The 17,026-nt window shown below is 63.5% G+C and carries 9 protein-coding genes; 7 read left to right on the forward strand and 2 right to left on the reverse strand.

Annotated elements, in window-relative coordinates; genetic code table 11:
- The first annotated feature begins 241 nt into the window (after positions 1–241).
- From AAA969_RS01610 to AAA969_RS01620, 3 genes are read left to right on the forward strand one after another with little or no spacing between them, the layout of a single operon-like run.
- Positions 242–2,287 carry a toll/interleukin-1 receptor domain-containing protein gene (locus tag AAA969_RS01610; protein ID WP_338242913.1) on the forward strand — a complete coding sequence of 682 codons (2,046 nt, stop codon included), beginning with the start codon at positions 242–244 and terminating at the stop codon, positions 2,285–2,287.
- Positions 2,288–2,343: 56 nt separating this feature from the next.
- Positions 2,344–2,952 (forward strand): hypothetical protein, encoded by a 609-nt coding sequence (locus AAA969_RS01615; RefSeq protein WP_338242916.1) that lies wholly within the window; start codon positions 2,344–2,346, stop codon positions 2,950–2,952.
- A gap of 47 nt (positions 2,953–2,999) precedes the next feature.
- Entirely contained in the window at positions 3,000–4,835 is a 1,836-nt protein-coding gene (locus tag AAA969_RS01620) for an adenylate/guanylate cyclase domain-containing protein (protein WP_338242918.1), read from the forward strand.
- On the opposite strand, the gene AAA969_RS01625 is transcribed toward AAA969_RS01620, so the two are convergent.
- A complete protein-coding gene (locus AAA969_RS01625) occupies positions 4,809–5,495 on the reverse strand; it encodes a Crp/Fnr family transcriptional regulator (RefSeq protein ID WP_338242920.1) in 687 nt (228 codons plus the stop codon). The genes AAA969_RS01620 and AAA969_RS01625 overlap by 27 nt on opposite strands.
- 180 nt (positions 5,496–5,675) lie before the next feature.
- Between AAA969_RS01625 and AAA969_RS01630 the strand changes: the two genes are divergently transcribed.
- Together AAA969_RS01630 and AAA969_RS01635 are read left to right on the forward strand one after the other, a co-directional pair.
- Positions 5,676–7,655, forward strand: coding sequence for an alkyl/aryl-sulfatase (locus AAA969_RS01630; RefSeq protein WP_338242922.1), 1,980 nt, complete (start codon positions 5,676–5,678; stop codon positions 7,653–7,655).
- 74 nt (positions 7,656–7,729) lie between these two features.
- Entirely contained in the window at positions 7,730–10,393 is a 2,664-nt protein-coding gene (locus tag AAA969_RS01635) for a M14 family metallopeptidase (protein ID WP_338242923.1), read from the forward strand.
- An 89-nt stretch (positions 10,394–10,482) separates the two neighbouring features.
- On the opposite strand, the gene AAA969_RS01640 is transcribed toward AAA969_RS01635, so the two are convergent.
- Positions 10,483–12,294 (reverse strand): ABC-F family ATP-binding cassette domain-containing protein, encoded by a 1,812-nt coding sequence (locus tag AAA969_RS01640; RefSeq protein ID WP_338242925.1) that lies wholly within the window; start codon positions 12,292–12,294, stop codon positions 10,483–10,485.
- Positions 12,295–12,499: 205 nt separating this feature from the next.
- Between AAA969_RS01640 and AAA969_RS01645 the strand changes: the two genes are divergently transcribed.
- Together AAA969_RS01645 and AAA969_RS01650 are read left to right on the forward strand one after the other, a co-directional pair.
- The gene (locus tag AAA969_RS01645; RefSeq protein WP_338242927.1) at positions 12,500–13,387 is read left to right on the forward strand and encodes an ABC transporter ATP-binding protein; all 888 of its coding nucleotides are present in this window, start codon (positions 12,500–12,502) and stop codon (positions 13,385–13,387) included.
- A 28-nt stretch (positions 13,388–13,415) separates the two neighbouring features.
- Complete coding sequence (locus AAA969_RS01650) at positions 13,416–17,018, forward strand: ABC transporter permease/M1 family aminopeptidase (RefSeq protein WP_338242930.1); 3,603 nt, start codon at positions 13,416–13,418, stop codon at positions 17,016–17,018.
- Positions 17,019–17,026 lie beyond the last annotated feature (8 nt).

A 17,026-nucleotide genomic window follows, 5' to 3' on the forward strand; every position in this document is an offset into this window, starting at 1 on the left:
TCTTGGCTGGACGAAGGTGTGTCGATACGCCGTCGGCAGCCGTCCCAACCGGAATATCAGCGAAACGATTGGCCTTGGGCTCACGTACTCGCCATCCTGGCAAGGAAAACGTGTTGAAAGCTGAGTTTGCCAAGTGTGAACGCGACCTCCAGCGGTTGCACGCGATCCGGTAAGCGCCAATGATGGGCGGGGCAGTGTTGGGGGCCGGGTCTTTTCGGGTCGGGCGCTTCGGGGAGAGGGCATGAGTGCGGGGACACGCTATCGGGCGTTTATCAGCTACAGCCATCGGGATCAGGGCTTTGCCCGCTGGCTGCACCGCCAGCTTGAGACCTATGTGGTGCCGTCGCACCTCGTCGGACGGGACGCGGCGCAGGGCCCCGTCCCGCGCCGTCTGACGCCGGTTTTCCGGGACCGTGAAGACCTCGCTGCAGCGGGCGATCTGACGGCCTCGGTCCGCGACGCGCTGACCCATTCCGACGCCCTCATCGTGGTTTGCTCACCCGCCGCTGCGGCGTCGCGCTGGGTGAATGAGGAGATCCGCGCTTACCGACATCTCAATCCCGCCGGAACAGTTCTGGCCGCCGTGCTCGAAGGCAACCCTGATGCAGGTCCGGATGCCGAACCGGGCGAGGCGTGTTTCCCCGAAGCCCTTCTTGAGGCAGGCGCCAACGGCGTGACCACCGAGCCGGTTGCAGCCGATATGCGTCGACAAGCCGATGGGCGCCGCATGGCCCTTCTCAAGCTTGTCGCGGGGCTTTTGGGTCTCAGTCTGGATGAGCTTATCCAGCGCGACCTCCAGAGACGACAACGCCGTGTGACCGCCATCACAGGTGGATTGATCCTGCTTTCGGTTATCATGTCTACACTGACGCTGCTCGCTGTCTCGGCGCGATCCGAGGCGGAGCGGCGCAAGGCCGAGGCCGAGGACCTCATTGAGTTCATGCTGAATGACCTGAGAGACAATCTCGAACCCGTGGGCCGCCTGGACGCGCTCGATGCGGTCGGTGCCAAGGTGATCGAGTATTATGATCGTCAAAGCGAGGGGGCGATGACGACTGACGAGCTTGGTCGACGGGCGCGAGCCTTCCATTTGCTGGGCGAGATCGACAGTGCGCAGGGCGATCTGGACAATGCCTACGAGCATTTTCGCATTGCCTACCAGTCGACCAGTCGCATTCTTGCGGTCGAGCCGACCATGCCGGCGCGGATTTATGAGCACGCTCAAAGCAGTTACTGGGTCGGGTATTTCGCCTGGCGCCGTGCCGATCTGGACATGGCCGAGCGCCGCTTTGTCGAGTATCGGGATCTCGCCAACCAGCTGATCGAAATCGATCCGGACAATCCCGAATGGCAGGCTGAGGTCGCTTACGCCCACTCGAATATTGGAACCCTGCAGGTCGCCCAGCGGCGTTGGCATGATGCCCTCATTCCCGCGACGGCGGCCCTCGAGCAGTTTCGTGTGATTGCCGAGGCCCAGCCCGACAGCAATGCGGCGTGGATGGAGGTCGTCGAGACCCTGGCCTGGGTGGCGTCGATTTCGGAGATCACGGACGGCCGGGACGCGGCCATCAGCATTCTTCGCGAACAGCTTGCCCTCTACGATAGCGGGCGCCCGGATCCGACCAATGACTGGCACGCAAGGCGCGGGGCGATCGCAGCAGAATATGCGCTGGCGCGTCTCCTGATCGCTACCGGTGACCAGACATCGCAGGACGATATTGAGGGCGCGCTTGAAATCCTTGAGCCGGCTTCGCTCGAAGCGGCGACCCTGATTGCCCATGATCCGGAGAACCTGGAATGGCGTCTTATCGGGGTGCGTCAACGCCTTTGGCTTGCCCAGGCCGAGATCTATGGCGGTCGCATCGAAGCCGCGCGAGATGCTTACGTCGCCGCGACCGGTTTCATGGCCCATGATTCCTGGGGCTCGGCTGAAGGCGCCCGGTTTGCTGTAACCCGACTGCACGCAAGTCTGATCGAAGCCCGTATTTTTGCCGCCCGCGGTGATTACGCGGCCGCGCAGGCCTCGGTCGAGCACATGCTTGCGACGCTGGGGCAGGTCGATGATTGGGCCGGGGCGCTTGAGCGGGCTCCCTACTACTATTCCGCCGGTGCCAACACGCTCGCCGATGCGCTCGAAGCCCAGGGCCAATTGGCACAGGCACGCCGTATCCGCGAAGATGTCGTGCGTCGGCTCGAGCCTATTCGTAACCGGATTCGCACGGATTCAACCTCGGAACTCGACTATGCGCGGCGCTCACTCGAGCGTGCGCTCCTGTCTGCTGACTAGAGACATTCGATCCGGATACCGGGTCAGGACCAGCCTACGCCTCAGAGGGAAACCCTATGGCCGGAACGATCAAGGACGCGTTTGACGGGTCCATCATGCAGGAAGACCTGTCAGGCGCCTGCGGCCTGACCCCGACCCAGACACAAATCAGTCTTATCGCCCAGGCGACTGACGGTTTCACGGTCATGAACGGCAGCGATGTCGGTCGTGAGTTGTTTGATGATGCCGAGATTTCACAGATTTTCGTTGTCTTCGCCGAGACTGTGAATGAGTTTCGAAATGCCGACGCCTCAACCTTGCGCACCGCCCTCGCCGCCGCCCTGGCGGGGCTGTGGACTCCCTGTTCTGCCGAGAATCCCTGTCCGTTCGACCAGAGCGTCCACGGGCGGACCCGCATCATCTTCAATCTTCATGTTTCCGGCTGGGGGTTCGAGAAGGCCCGCATGAAACTGCTCGATCCGGCCGCGGTAAGCCAGTTTTGCGGACTGGACTGGCTGACCCTGAATGGTGAAAGCTGCAAGCCTTACAGTTTTCAGATCCAGACCAGGCCGGTCGAAGCCGAAGCCGTTTATGAATTTGCGCTCTTCATCAATGCGTCCCAGGACGCGGGTAACCAGACCACACGGATCATCATCGATCCCGCAGTCCGCCTCTCGCCGCCCTGATCCAGCGCCCACCCGGTTGCCGGCCGCTCCGGTCCGGGAGGTTCGTTGTGCGTGAACGGATCCTGGAGCGCTTCAATCAAGGCGACCTCGCCCGGGCTTACGATCTCTGCCAGGACGGTCTGCAGGACAGCCCCGGCGACATCTGGCTGCAACACCGCGCCGTCCTTTGCCTGATCCGGTCAGGTGCCCTGGAACGGGCGGCAAACGCCTATCATGATTATCGCCTCGCCGAGGTCAGGCACGATGAGGACTGCCTCGCGATCGGGGCACGCCTCGCGAAGGCGCTCACACTGGAAACCTCGGGGTTTGAATTCGCGCGCCGCGCCCGCGACAGCGCCCGCAAATATGCCGATGTTCATACCCGGACCGGTGGGCATTATCCTGCAGTGAACGCCGCAAGCATGTTCATGCTCGCCGGTGAGCCGGGTCCGGCGGAAACCTATGCGCGGCAGGTCCTGTTCGGGGGATTTGAGGGGGCTGATGGGAGCGCGGAGCAGGCTTATTACCGACATGCGTCACAAGCCGAAGCCTATCTGCTGCTCGGAGACCTTTCGGCTGCGCGGTCGACCCTCCGCCATGCCTTCCGCCAGGATCCCGACAATCATCTCGCCCATGCGACGACCCTCCGCCAATTGCGCCTGCTGGTCGGTGTGCTGGGTCTGGATGCCGACTGGCTGACAGAGCTTGAGCCGCCGCGCCCCACCCATTTTGCCGGTCATATCTTCGGTCAGGGGCAGGGCGACGGGCAGCTTGATCCCGGGCAGGAAAACCGCTTGCGAGACGTGGTTGATGCGATGCTGTCCCGCCATCATGTCGGACCGGTCCACGGGGCACTGGCGGCCGGCTCCGATATTGTGATTGCCGAGGCGGCACTGGCGCACGGCTGCGAACTGAATGTCGTTCTGCCCGTTCCCGTGCCGGTTTTCATGGCAGCCTCCGTTCGCCCGTTCGGCGATGCCTGGGTCCGGCGCTTCGAGGCTTGCCTCGACCGGGCGGAGAAGGTCGTCGAGCTGACGACGGACCGCCGCATCCTGTCAGCGGCTGCGCTGAACTTCGCCAGCCTCGTGGCCATGGGCCTCGCCCGCATGCGGGCCGACGTGCTTGCCACCGCGCCCTTGCAGCTGCTGGTCGCCGAGGCCCCGGGCATGGAACCGGTTGCCGGGTTCGGGACCCTTCATGATGGTGAAGTCTGGGCCGGTTGCGGGCTCGAGCAGGTTCGCATTGATTATCCGGGGGTCCGCGACCCGAACCCGGGCAAGCCGCTGCCGGCGGCTGATCTGGAACCCGGTTTCAAACCTGTGATGCGCGCCATGCTTTTCCTCGATATTGCCGGCTCTTCGGCGGTGCCGGACGATCGGGTGCCTCATTTTGTGCAGACGGTCCTCAAGCCGCTCGCCCGCTGTTGCGACCAGTTGGCTGAACCCGCAGTCCATGCGGACAGCTGGGGCGACGGCATGTTTCTCGCGTTTGAAACCGTTGAGCAGGCAGCGCGCGCGGCCGAAGCCCTGCGCCAGGCTTTTGTTGCGATCAATATGCGTGATCTTCAATTGCCGACCTCGCTCGGTCTGCGGATTGCCGGGCATTTGGGGCCCGTGCATGAGGGCGAGGATCCGTTGCAGAAGCGCCCGTCCCTGTTTGGCGGGCAGGTCGCGGTGGCGGCCCGGATCGAGGCGGTCACCGTTCCCGGATCGATCTTTGTGAGTGAAGCCTTTGCGGCAGCGCTTGCCATGTCGTCTGAGGCGTTTCGCAGCGAGTATGTCGGCCAGATCCGGATTGACGCGCTGATGCCGGAATATCGCCTCTACGCCCTCAGGGCCTTGCCGCTCAATGCCGCCGCCAATCTACGCCGGAGCCGATCAGCTCGAGCCGCGCAGTCGATCTAGCTGGTCAGGATCCACAAGCTCGATCCTGTCCTTGACCTTGTCCAGCAGACCTTTGCGTTGCAGGTCGTTGACCGTGCGAGACGCGGTCTCGCGGGTCGAGTTGACCCGCATTGCCAGCTCCTTCATTGACGGCGCCGGTGTGATCGTCCGGGCCCGGCCATCGGACCCGACCGGCCGCGACATGCGCAGCAGCTCGGCATAGATGCGGCCGGGCGCTGACAGGGCAGACAATTCGAACATGCGCTGGGTTGTGTGCTGGACCCGTCGGGCCAGTATGCGCGAGAGCGCCAGGCCCAACTCGCCATGAGCCCGCATCAGCTCGAAGAAGGCCTTGCCCTCGTAGACCGCAAGATCGCACGCCGTTTCTGCGATGATACCCGAGATCCTGGGCTGCCCTGTCAGCGCCGCCAGTTCACCGAAGACGGTGCCGGCTTCAAAGGCGTCAAGCCAGATCTCCTGGCCATTCTCGGAGAGCAGGACAACACGCGCGCGGCCATCAAGAAGCAGAAAGACCCTGTCGTCAGCCTCGTCTTGCGAGATGATGACTGACCCGGCGGAGACCCGGTTCCGTTCCGCCTGGCGGGTCAGGTCCAGGCGCGCCGCACCGTTCTGGATTCCCAGATCGGTGAGGGCAGCATTCCAGGCCGGATCGGGCGTCATGCGGTCTCCTGCGGGGGGCGGCTGGCTCGTCTTGTCCGGAACCAACCACGCGAAGCCTAGTGAGCTTCGACGAAAATGCCAGCGAATTCGGTTGCTTGTCATCCAATCACTTGTGAATGGCATCGCCATTCGCGGAAAGGGTCGCTAAACTAAGGTGAACACTGTTCTCGGGAGGGGGCCATGCGGCCGATAACGCGTGTACTGGTGGGGCTTTGCCTGGTGCTGGCGAGTTGCGGGGAGGGTGTGTCCGTGCCCGCGCCGATGACCGACATGGCGGGCCCGGATGCGGCCGGATTCAATCCGGCGGACGCGTCCACAGCCCGTGCGAATTCTGCCGTGGCGGGGCGGATTGCGTCCATCGACAGCGATGACGAGGCACTGGCGATGCGCGGCTATATCGGTCGCGACGAAGCGCTCGAAATTCGTAATCCCGATGGCGAAATTATCTGGCGTCCGCAGGATTATGCCTTTTTGGAGAACGACCCCGCGGCCAGTGTCCATCCCGGTCTGTGGCGGCAGGCCGCGCTCAACCAAATACACGGCCTGTTCGAGGTGGTTCCGGGAATCTACCAGGTACGGGGCTATGACCTTGCCAACATGTCGGTGATCGACGGTGAGACCGGACGCATCATCATCGACCCCCTGACCTCGGTGGAGACAGCCCGGGCCGCCCTCGACCTGGTGAACCGGGAACTCGGTGAGCGCCCGATCAGTGCGGTCATCCTGACTCACTCTCATATCGACCATTTCGGCGGTGTCGGTGCTGTCGCGGGACCGGACACGCCGATCATCGCCCCGGCCGGTTTCCTGGAGGCTTCGGTCAGCGAAAACGTGATGGCCGGCATCGTGATGGGGCGGCGGGCCGGCTACATGTACGGAACGCAGCTACCCCGCTCGCCGCGTGGCCATGTCGGCGCAGGGCTGGGGAAACATCCCGCGTTGGGCACGCATACAATCGCGCTGCCGACCCAGATCATCGATACGACCGGCCAGACGCTGGAGATTGATGGCATCAGGATGGAATTCCAATACGCCCCCGAAACCGAGGCGCCGGCCGAGTTGACGGTCTTCTTCCCGGACCTGCAGGCCTGGTGCGGGGCGGAGCTGGTGTCGCGGACCATGCACAATCTCTACACGCTCCGGGGCGCCCAGGTGCGCGATGCCGTGGCCTGGTCGGGGGCCATCGATGAGGCCCTCCGGCGCTTTGGCCCGCGCACCGAGGTCATCTTCAACAGCCATCACTGGCCGGTCTGGGGCGAGGCCGAGAGCGCCGACTTCCTCACGGCCCAGCGGGATGTCTACAAATACATCCATGACCAGACCCTCCGGCTGGCCGCCCAAGGTCTCGGGCCGGATGCGATCGCCGAGGCGATCACCCTGCCGGACAGTCTCGCCGACGTGTTTGCCGTGCAGGGGTATTACGGGACGTTGAAGCATAATTCCCGGGCCGTTTATCAGCGCTATTTCGGTTGGTATGATGGCGTGCCCGCCCATCTCGACCCGCTTCCGCGCGTCGAGGCTGCGCAGCGCTATGTGGCGGCCATGGGCGGCGTTGAGGGTGTCAATGCGCGCGCCTTGGAGGCTCTCGAAGCGGGCGAGTATCGCTGGGCGGCGGAGCTGGCACAGCACGCAGTATTCGCCGAACCTGACAATGAAACCGCTCGCGACACCCTGGCCCGGGCCTATGAGCAACTGGGTTATGCGGCGGAATCAGCGCCATGGCGGGACAACTATCTGACCGGCGCCTATGAATTGCGGAATGGTGTGGAAGCCCTGGACGCCACGGCGGCCGGGACGGCCATGCTGCAGGCCATTCCGCTCGACCTGTTCTTCTCCGCCATGGCGACCCGTCTCGATGGCGAGCGTGCAGCCGGCCAGGACCGGGTGTTCAATTTCATCTTCTCCGATGTCGGCGAGACCCATGTCGTCAGCCTGTCGAACGGCGTCATGCATCACCGTCGGGCCGATCCGGTTGAGGGCGCCGACGCCAGCGTCACCCTGACACGGGGCTTCTGGTTGCGGCTGCTGCAACAGCAGGCCGGGGTGATGGACATGATCGGATCGGACGAGTTTTCTGTCCGCGGCGACCGGATCGCGCTGCTCGGCTTCTTTGCCATGCTGGAGCAACCGCAACCCGATTTTCCGATTGTCACGCCCTGATTTGCTGGGCCGGGGGCTTTCCCCGACGTGGCAAAACCGTATCTATTGAGGTCTTCGTTGTTCCGGGGAATTCCATGTATCGCGCCATTCTGTCTGCCAGTCTTTTTCTGATCACCGCGACCGGAGCCGGATTGGCTCAGACGTCTCCCTTCGAGGTTCGCTATGATCCGGCGATCCCGGATTCCCGTACCGCGTTCGGCTATGATTTTGGCGAGGAGATCACCCCGCCTGAAGACGCGATCGACTATCTCTACACGCTCGAAGCGGCCGCCCCGGATCGCGTCAGCGTGGTCGAGTACGCGCGCAGCTGGGAAGGCCGCCCGCTGGCCTATGCCATTATCGCCAGCCCCGATGTGCTCGCCCGGGCCGATGATATTCGTGCGGGTCTGGCCAGTCTCGCGGATCCGCGCGGGCTCGATGCGGCCAGTCGCGAGGCGCTGATTGCGGACCTGCCCGCGGTCGTCTGGCTGTCCTATGGCGTCCACGGCAATGAGATTTCCTCGACCGACGCTGGCTTGCGCACCGCCTATCACCTGCTGGCGGCCCAGGACGATCCCATGGTCGACACCATTCTCGAGAACACGATTGTGGTCGTCGACCCGACCCAGAACCCGGATGGTCGCAATCGCTTCATCCAGTCCTTCCGCGCTGCCCGTGGTCTGGACTCCAGCGACGATCGCTATACGGCCGAGCATGACGAGCCGTGGCCGGGCGGGCGCTATAATCACTACCTCTTCGACCTCAATCGTGACTGGTTCGCACGGACCCAGCCGGAGACCCGCGGACGGACCGACGCCATTCTCGACTGGCGCCCGGTCGTCGTGGTCGACGCGCATGAGATGAGCGGTGACAGCACCTATTTCTTCGCGCCCTCGGCCGAACCCTTCAATCCGGAGATCGTCCAGTCGCAGCGCGATGCGCAGGCGCTGATTGGTCGCAATCACGGTGAGTGGTTCGACCGTTTCGGCTATGCCTATTTTACGCGCGAGGTCTATGACGCCTTCTATCCGGGCTATGGTGACATGTGGCCGACCCTGCAGGGCGCGGTCGCCATGACTTACGAGCAGGGCTCAGCCCGTGGTCTGGAATGGCGTCGCCGCGATGGCTCGCTGCTGACCTATGCCGATGGTGTTGACCACCATTTCGTTGCCTCACTTTCCACCGCTCAGGTCGTGGCCGAGAACCGCGCCCGTTTCCTCTCGGATTTCGTCGCCTTCCGGGCCGGCGCGGCCTCGAGCTCGGATGATCCGCAGGCGATGATGCTGTCGATTGCCGGCAATCGCTGGGGTGCCGAGCGCATGGCTCGCAATCTGGCTGCCCAGGGGATCGAAGTCGGCCGGGTTGCCCCGGGCAGCTCCGCCTGTGGTGTAAGGTTTGAAGAGGGCGGCTTCCTGGTCCGCTTCGACCAGCCGTCTGGCCGTCTGGCCCGCACGCTTCTGGAAGCGACGACCGATCTGCCGGCCGACTTCATGGCGGAGCAGGAACGTCGCCGCGATGAGGGGCTCGGTCATGAACTCTACGATGTGACCGCCTGGTCGTTGCCACTGATGAATAATGTCGAGGCCACTACCTGCCGCCGCACGCCCTCGATCGCCACCGAGGCCGTCGAGCCGGAAATGCCGATCGAGCGTGTGACCACGACCGACAGCGCCGAGTGGGGGTATGTGATCCCGTGGACCGATGCCGGTCAGGCCCGCCTGGTTGCGGCGCTGGGGCAGGCTGGCGTCGCCATGCGCACGACGGATGCGCCTTTCCGTATCGGCGAACGTCGTTTCCCGCGCGGCTCCGTCGTGGTGCCGCGGCATGGCGCGCCGGATGATCTTGACGCCCTGATCAATCGCCTCGCCGCCGAGAGTGGTGCCCGCTTTGAAGGCATGGCCTCGAGCTGGGTCGATGAAGGCCCCAATCCGGGCAGCGCCAATTTCCGCACCCTGCGCGCGCCCAGCGTCGCCATGCTGTGGGACGAGGGTACCGATCCGACGTCGGCTGGCGCCACGCGTTATGTGCTGGAACGCCGATACGATATTCCCGTCTCGGTGATCCGGACCTCGTCCGTCGGCCGGGCCCAGCTCGGCAATTACGATGTTCTGATCCTGCCCGAGCAGGGCTATGGCGGTTTGGCCGACGCGCTGGGCAGCTCCGGCGCCAGCGCGATCCGTGATTTCGTCCGTGAGGGCGGAGTCGTGGTCGGCCTCGGTGATGCCACGCGCTGGCTGGCCTCGGCCGATGTTGCGCTGATCCCGGCCCAGCGTGAGCGGGCTGCCGATGCGCCGCGCGACGGCGCGGCTCCCTCCGGACAGGTCATCGACGGAACGGTTCTGTCGGATGAGGCCGAGCTGCGGGTGCTCGAGGCGGAAACCGGCGCCCTGCCGGATAGTTCGCCCGGTGCCCTGGTCAGCGTAGTCGCCAATCCCGAGGCCTGGATGTCAGCCGGATATACCGGGGGGGCAACGGCCCTGGTGATGGGGTCCGATATCTATGCCCCGGTCTCGATGGGCGATGCGACCACGGCGCTGCGCTTTGACGCGCGTGGCGCCCTGCTTGAGGGCGGGTATCTGTGGGACGAGTATGCCGACCAGCTGGCCCTGAAGCCCTTCGTCCTGTCGACCAGCCAGGGGGCCGGTCAGGTGGTTGCAATTACGCAGTCGCCGACCACGCGGGCTTATCTGGAAGGTCTGGACCTGCTGCTGCTGAACGCCGTTCTGCTGGGACCGGCGCAGTCACGCGCTTTGCGCTAGGCGGACATCGCAAGGCGGATTGGTCTGGCATGGCCAATCCGCCGTCCGTCCTGTTCGGGGTTCGGCGTCATCACCGCTGAGTGCGAAGGCTATCCTTCGATTTCCTCGCGCAAGGCTTCCAGCTCGAGCCAGCGGTCTTCCTTGTCGGAACGTTCCTGGATCGCGGCGCCGAGGCGCTTGGAGACCTGGGCGAAGCGCACGCTGTCGGAAAACAGCTTGGGGTCGGCCATGTCCTGCTCCAGTTGCGCGATCTCGCTGCTCAAGGCCTCGATTTCCGCCGGCAGGAGTTTGAGCGCGTAGCGATCCTTGTTGGCCATCCGGCGCCGTTCGGGTTTGGCCGCGGGGGCAGGTGTCGCAGCACTGCTCGAGGTTCTGCCAGCGGCCTTGCCACGCTTGTCGAGTGCCGAGACCCCGGCGCCGCGCTGGGCGACCATGTCCGAATATCCACCGGCATATTCCTGCCAGACACCATCGCCTTCGGCGATGATCACAGAGGTGCAGCAGCGGTCGAGGAAATCGCGGTCGTGCGAGACGAGGAAGACCGTGCCGGCATAATCCGCGATCAGGCCCTGCAGGAGATCCAGCGTCTCCAGGTCAAGGTCATTGGTCGGTTCGTCGAGCACGAGAAGGTTGGACGGCAGGGCGAGGGCGCGGGCCAGCATGATGCGGGCGCGCTCGCCGCCGGACAGGACATGGACCGGGGTGTTGGCCTGTTCCGGCGGGAACAGGAAGTCCTTCATATAGGCCATGACATGCTTGGTCTTGCCGCCGACCTCGACCTGCTGGCCGCTGCCCTGGGTGAGGGCCTCCGACAGGGTCCAGTCGTCCTTCAGGGCGAGACGTTTCTGGTCGAGCGAGGCAATCTCGAGCTTGGTGCCGAGACGGACGGAGCCTTCGTCGGGTTCAAGCTGGCCGGTCAGGATATTGAGCAGCGTGGTCTTGCCGGCGCCATTGGGACCGACGAGGCCGATACGGGCATTGCGGGCGATCTTGGTCGAGAAATCCTTGACGATGTCACGCTCGCCATAGCGCAGCGAGACCGACTTGGCCTCGGCCACGAGCTTGCCGCTCTCGGAGGCTTCGGAGGCTTCCAGCTTGACGCTGCCCTGCGGGCCGCGGTGGTCGCGGCGCTGCTGCTTGAGGGCGTGCAGGTCACCGAGGCGGCGGACATTGCGCTTGCGCCGGGCGGTGACGCCATAGCGCAGCCAGTCTTCCTCGCGGACGATCTTGCGGTCGAGCTTGTGCAGCTCCTCCTGCTCCTGTTCCAGTACCGTGTCGCGCCAGCTCTCGAAGCCGGCGAAGCCCTGGTCGAGCTGACGGGTCTGACCGCGGTCAAGCCACACGGTCTTGCGGGTCAGGTTTTCCAGGAAGCGGCGGTCGTGACTGATCAGGACGAGGGCCGAACGACAATGGCGCAATTCCTCTTCCAGCCATTCAATGGCCGGCAGGTCGAGATGGTTGGTCGGCTCGTCGAGCAACAGGATGTCAGGATCGGGGGCCAGGGCGCGCACCAGGGCCGCACGCCGTGCCTCGCCGCCGGACACGGTGTCCGGCGTTTCCTCGCCGCTCAGGCCCAGCTTCTCGAGCAGATAGTCCGCCCGGTAATCGGCATCGCCGGGCGCGAGGCCGGACATGACATAGTCGCGTATGGTGGCATGGGCCGACAGATCGGGATCCTGCTCGAGATAGCGCACGGTGGCGGACGGGTGGACGAAACGGTCGCCCTCGTCACATTCGACCAGACCGGCCGCGACCTTGAGCAGGGTCGATTTGCCCGAGCCATTGCGGCCAACCAGACACAGGCGTTCGCCTTCGTCGACCTGAAGGTCGGCGCCGGCCAGCAGCGGGGTCACACCAAAGGTGAGATGAATGTTCTGAAGCGTGAGAAGGGGTGGAGCCATAGGCCACCGCATACATTCCGCCGCCGCTCCGGTCACCCGTTTCCGGCAGGAATTGAACGGAAATCGCGAGGGGGGACATCCGGCGTTGCGCGTCCCTCTAGCGTCAAACCTGAACATACTCTCATTTGCGCCATAATCCGGCGCGGCCTAGGCTTCGCCTTCGGGACAGGAGAGGGACGCTGGCCATGGCCGGCGCAAGACAATCATGCTGACAATCAACAATCTCACGAAAACCTATGGCAATGGCGTGCGCGCCATGGACGGGGTCACGCTGGACATCCCCAAGGGCATGTTCGGTCTGCTCGGCCCGAACGGCGCCGGCAAATCGACCCTGATGCGCACCCTGGCCACCCTGCAGGCCCCGGATAGCGGCTCGGCGGTCTTCGGTGAGATTGATATCGTCAAGGATCCCAAGGCGCTGCGCGCCACGCTGGGCTATCTGCCGCAGGATTTCGGCGTCTATCCGCGTATGTCGGCGCGGGCCATGCTCGACCATCTTGCCGTCCTCAAGGGCCTGACCAATGCGAAGGAACGCAAACAGGTCGTCGAGGCCCTGCTGGAACAGACCAATCTCTCGCAGCACGCCAAGAAATCCGTCGCCTCCTATTCCGGCGGCATGCGCCAGCGCTTCGGCATCGCCCAGGCCCTGCTGGGTGATCCGCAGCTGATCATCGTCGACGAGCCGACCGCCGGCCTCGACCCGGAAGAGCGCAACCGCTTCCACAATCTTCTCTCGGAAATCGGTGAGAATGTCGTCGTCATCCTGTCGACCCATATCGTCGAGGACGTCGCTGATCTCTGCCCGAAAATGGCGATCATGAACCAGGGCAAGATCGTCGCCTCCGGCGTGCCGGCCGATCTGGTCAGCCAGCTCAATGGCAAGATCTGGTCGAAGACCGCCGCCAAGTCCGCACTCGCAGAGCTGCGTACCCGCCACAACGTCATCTCCGAGCGCCTGACCATGGGCCAGGTGATGATCCGCGTCCTCGCCGACAGCCAGCCGGGTGATGATTTCACAGCGGCGACGCCGGATCTCGAAGACGTCTATTTCTCGACCATTCGCGGCGGCCAGTCCGACGCAGCTGCGGCGTAAGCCTCAACCCAGCAGAAAGGAGCTCGTCATGCTCTCCAAGATCGCCGGGTTCGAGATCCGCTATCAGCTTTTCTCCCCCGTTTTCATCGCGGTTTTCGCGATTTTCTTCCTTCTCGTGTTCGGTGGTGTGACCATCGACAACATCCAGATCGGCGGCGGCGGCGCGACCAATATCAACTCGCCCAACGCGCTGACCATCAATGTCCTGATCTTCTCGCTGTTCGGCGGCCTGATCCCGGTCGCCTTCCTGTCGTCCGGCGTGATCCGGGACCGCAGCTTCAAGATGGAAGAGCTGTTCTTCTCGCGTCCGATCAAGGAATTCGATTTCGTCCTCGGTCGCTTCATCGGCGGCTTCCTGGCGACCGCGCTGTGCTTTGCGAGCGTGCCCTTGGCCTTCCTGCTGGGCTCGATCATGCCCTGGCTGGACCAGGAACTGATCGGCCCGACGCGGCTGGACTGGTTCCTCTACGTTTACCTGGTCTTTGGCCTCGTCAACATGTGGGTGGTCGGGACGATCCTGTTCACGGTCGCGAATTTCACCCGTTCGACCATGCTGGTCTGGGCCGGCTTTGTCGGCCTTCTGGTCCTCTACTTCGTCGGATCGGCGATTGCCGGTCAGGAGCCGGCCCTGCGCGACACCCTCGCCTTGATCGACCCGTTCGGCTTCAACACCTTCGGTGAGGCCACGCGTTACTGGACTGCCTTCGAGCAGAACGGCCAGGTCGTTCCGTTCGAGGGTACGCTGCTGATCAACCGGCTGATGTGGATCGGGATCGGGGCAGCCCTGCTCATCCTCAATCTCGTGACCTTCCGCTTCCGTCGCGGCAATGCGGGTGGCAGTGCCAAACGCAAGTCTGCCGTTGTCACCGGAGGCGCCAATCACGCCATCACGGATATCGAGCTTCCGCGGGCGACGCCCAATCTCGGCGGTGCCGCTTCGCGTCAGCAGCTCTTTGCCCGCATCGGCTTTGAGGTGAAGGGCGTTGTTCTCAACATCGCCTTCTGGATCATCCTGGCGCTGGGCCTGTTCAATACCGTGCCGGGCTTCTTCTTCGCCAACGGGATTTACGGGACCGATAATTTCCCGATCACCCGCCTGGTCATGAACACCATCGGCAATGCCTATTCGATCATCCCGATCGTGATCGTGATCTACTACGCGGCCGAGTTGATGTGGCGCGAGCGCCGCTTCGGCTTCAATGAAATCACCGACTCCACGCCGACGGAAAGCTGGGTCTTCATCACCGCGAAATTCGTTTCGATGGCGGTCGTGATTGTCTCGCTGGCCCTGGTGGCCGTGATCGCCGGCATGCTGTCGCAGCTGATCATGGGCTATTCCGATCTCGAAATCGGGCAGTACGCCCTGCGCAGCCTGATGGAAGTCATCATTCCGGCCGTCCTTCTGTCGGCTCTGGCGATCTTCTTCCAGGTCGTGCTCAATAATCGCTGGCTCGGCATGGCGGCGATGCTGGTCTACTTCATCACCAGCCTGGTGATGAGCCAGGTGGGTTTCGATCACAACCTGTACCAGTTCCCGGCCATTCCCGGCGCGCCCTATTCCGACATGAATGGCTATGGCCATTTCCTCGGGATCTCGCTCTGGTTCACGGCTTATTGGAGCTTCTGGGCCCTTCTGCTCATGGTGCTGGCCTACCAGCTCTGGAGCCGCGGCGCGCTGAGCCCGATCGGTCAGCGGATCGGACGGGTCATCTCCGGCTATTCACCGGCGACCGGCCTGCTGGCGCTCATTGCCATTGTTGGGGCCGGCGCAACCGGCGGGTGGATCTTCTACAACACCAACATCCTCAACACCTATCGGTCCGGACCGGATGCCCGGGCGATGACGGCGGAGTATGAGCGGCAATACCTGTACCTGCAGGACGTGCCGCAGCCGACCATCATCGAGACCGCCTATGATGTCGACATCTATCCCGATGAGCGGCGCTATGCGGCGAGCGGTCACTATGTGCTGGAGAACAAGGAAGACACGGCCATCGACACGCTGTGGATCTCCTACGGCAATGGCACGACTGTGGTGTCGCAGTCGGTTGAGGGGGGCGAACTGGCGACGTCGGACGAGGATTTCTACCTCTACTCCTTCGATCTCGGCACGCCGCTCGAGCCGGGCGAAACCCGCCGCTTCGACTTCGCGGTCGAGCGCAACAACCCGGGCTTCCGCAATTCGGGCAATGTGACGACCGTCAATTACAACGGCACCTTCTTCAACAATGGCGAGTCGATGCCCAATATCGGCTTCAACGGAAACTGGCGCCTGACCGATCGGCAGCAACGCCGCCGCGAAGGGCTGGAGCCGATCGAACGGGCCTTCCCGCTCGAAGACGAAACCCATTGGTACGAGAACGGGATCACCAATTCCGATTATGTGAGCTTCCGCTCGGAAGTCTGCACGTCGGCCGGTCAGACCGCGATCGCCCCCGGCTATCTCGAACGCAGCTGGGACGAGACGGATGAGAACGGCGCCGCGCGAGCCTGCTTCGAATACATCATGGATCGGCCGATCCTGAACTTCTATTCCTGGCTGTCGGCGGACTATGCGGTCGCCGAACGCGAGCGTGACGGCATCAATCTCCAGGTCTTCTATCACCCCGACCATGCCTGGAATGTCGAGCGCATGCTGGAGGCGTCCGAGGACTCGCTCGCCTATTTCTCCGAGCATCTTTCGCCCTTCCAGTACCGGCAGTTCCGGATCCTGGAGTTCCCGGCCTATGCGAGCTTCGCCCAGTCCTTCCCGAACACCATCCCGTATTCGGAAGGGATCGGCTTCATCGCGGACCTCTCGGACCCGCAGGACATCGACTATGTCTACTACGTGACCGCCCACGAAGCGGCGCACCAGTGGTGGGCCCACCAGGTCATGTCGGCGAATGTCCAGGGCGGCACGATGCTGATCGAGACCTTCGCCCAGTATTCGGCCCTGATGGTGATGCGCCAGGAATATGGCGAGGACCACATGCGTCGCTTCCTGAAGTACGAGCTCGACAGTTATCTGTCGGGACGCGGGTCGGAGGCCATCGAGGAGCAGCCGCTCTACCGGGTCGAGAACCAGCAATACATCCATTACCGCAAGGGCGCGGTGATCATGTACGCGCTGCAGGACTATGTCGGCGAAGAGGTGGTGAACCGCACCATGCAGCGCCTGATTGCCGAGCGGGCCTATTCATCCGCCCCCTATGCGACGACGCTCGATTTCCTGCGCCTTCTGCGCGAGGAAGCGGGCCCGGAGCATGAGGCGATGATCCATGACTTCTTCGAGCGGATCGTTCTCTTCGATCTCAATGTGACTTCGGCCACGGCGAGCGAGCGCGAGGATGGCCGCTGGGATCTGGTGCTGGAGATCGAGGCCCACAAATACGAGGCCGATGGCGCCGGCGAGCAGACCGAGGAGCCGATCGACTATCTGATCGATATCGGTGTGTTCACGGAAAATCTCGACGACGCCTATGAGGGCAATGATCATGTGCTCTACATGGACAAGCACCGCATCAACGAGACCACGATGCGGATCGAGCTGATCGTCGACGAAGAGCCGCGCTATGCCGGTATCGACCCCTACAACAAGCTGATCGACCGCAATTCGGATGACAATCTGATCCCGGTCACGATCGAGTAGGAACGACC

It is taken from the genome of Maricaulis maris (assembly GCF_036322705.1).
Classification (GTDB): Bacteria; Pseudomonadota; Alphaproteobacteria; order Caulobacterales; family Maricaulaceae; genus Maricaulis; species Maricaulis maris_B.

Bases quoted from the DNA above. Each gene is read 5' to 3' on its own strand.
- AAA969_RS01610 (WP_338242913.1), top strand. From the start codon at position 242: ATGAGTGCGGGGACACGCTATCGGGCGTTTATCAGCTACAGCCATCGG.
- AAA969_RS01615 (WP_338242916.1), top strand. From the start codon at position 2,344: ATGGCCGGAACGATCAAGGACGCGTTTGACGGGTCCATCATGCAGGAA.
- AAA969_RS01625 (WP_338242920.1), bottom strand. From the start codon at position 5,495: ATGACGCCCGATCCGGCCTGGAATGCTGCCCTCACCGATCTGGGAATC.
- AAA969_RS01630 (WP_338242922.1), top strand. From the start codon at position 5,676: ATGCGGCCGATAACGCGTGTACTGGTGGGGCTTTGCCTGGTGCTGGCG.
- AAA969_RS01635 (WP_338242923.1), top strand. From the start codon at position 7,730: ATGTATCGCGCCATTCTGTCTGCCAGTCTTTTTCTGATCACCGCGACC.
- AAA969_RS01640 (WP_338242925.1), bottom strand. From the start codon at position 12,294: ATGGCTCCACCCCTTCTCACGCTTCAGAACATTCATCTCACCTTTGGT.
- AAA969_RS01645 (WP_338242927.1), top strand. From the start codon at position 12,500: ATGCTGACAATCAACAATCTCACGAAAACCTATGGCAATGGCGTGCGC.
- AAA969_RS01650 (WP_338242930.1), top strand. From the start codon at position 13,416: ATGCTCTCCAAGATCGCCGGGTTCGAGATCCGCTATCAGCTTTTCTCC.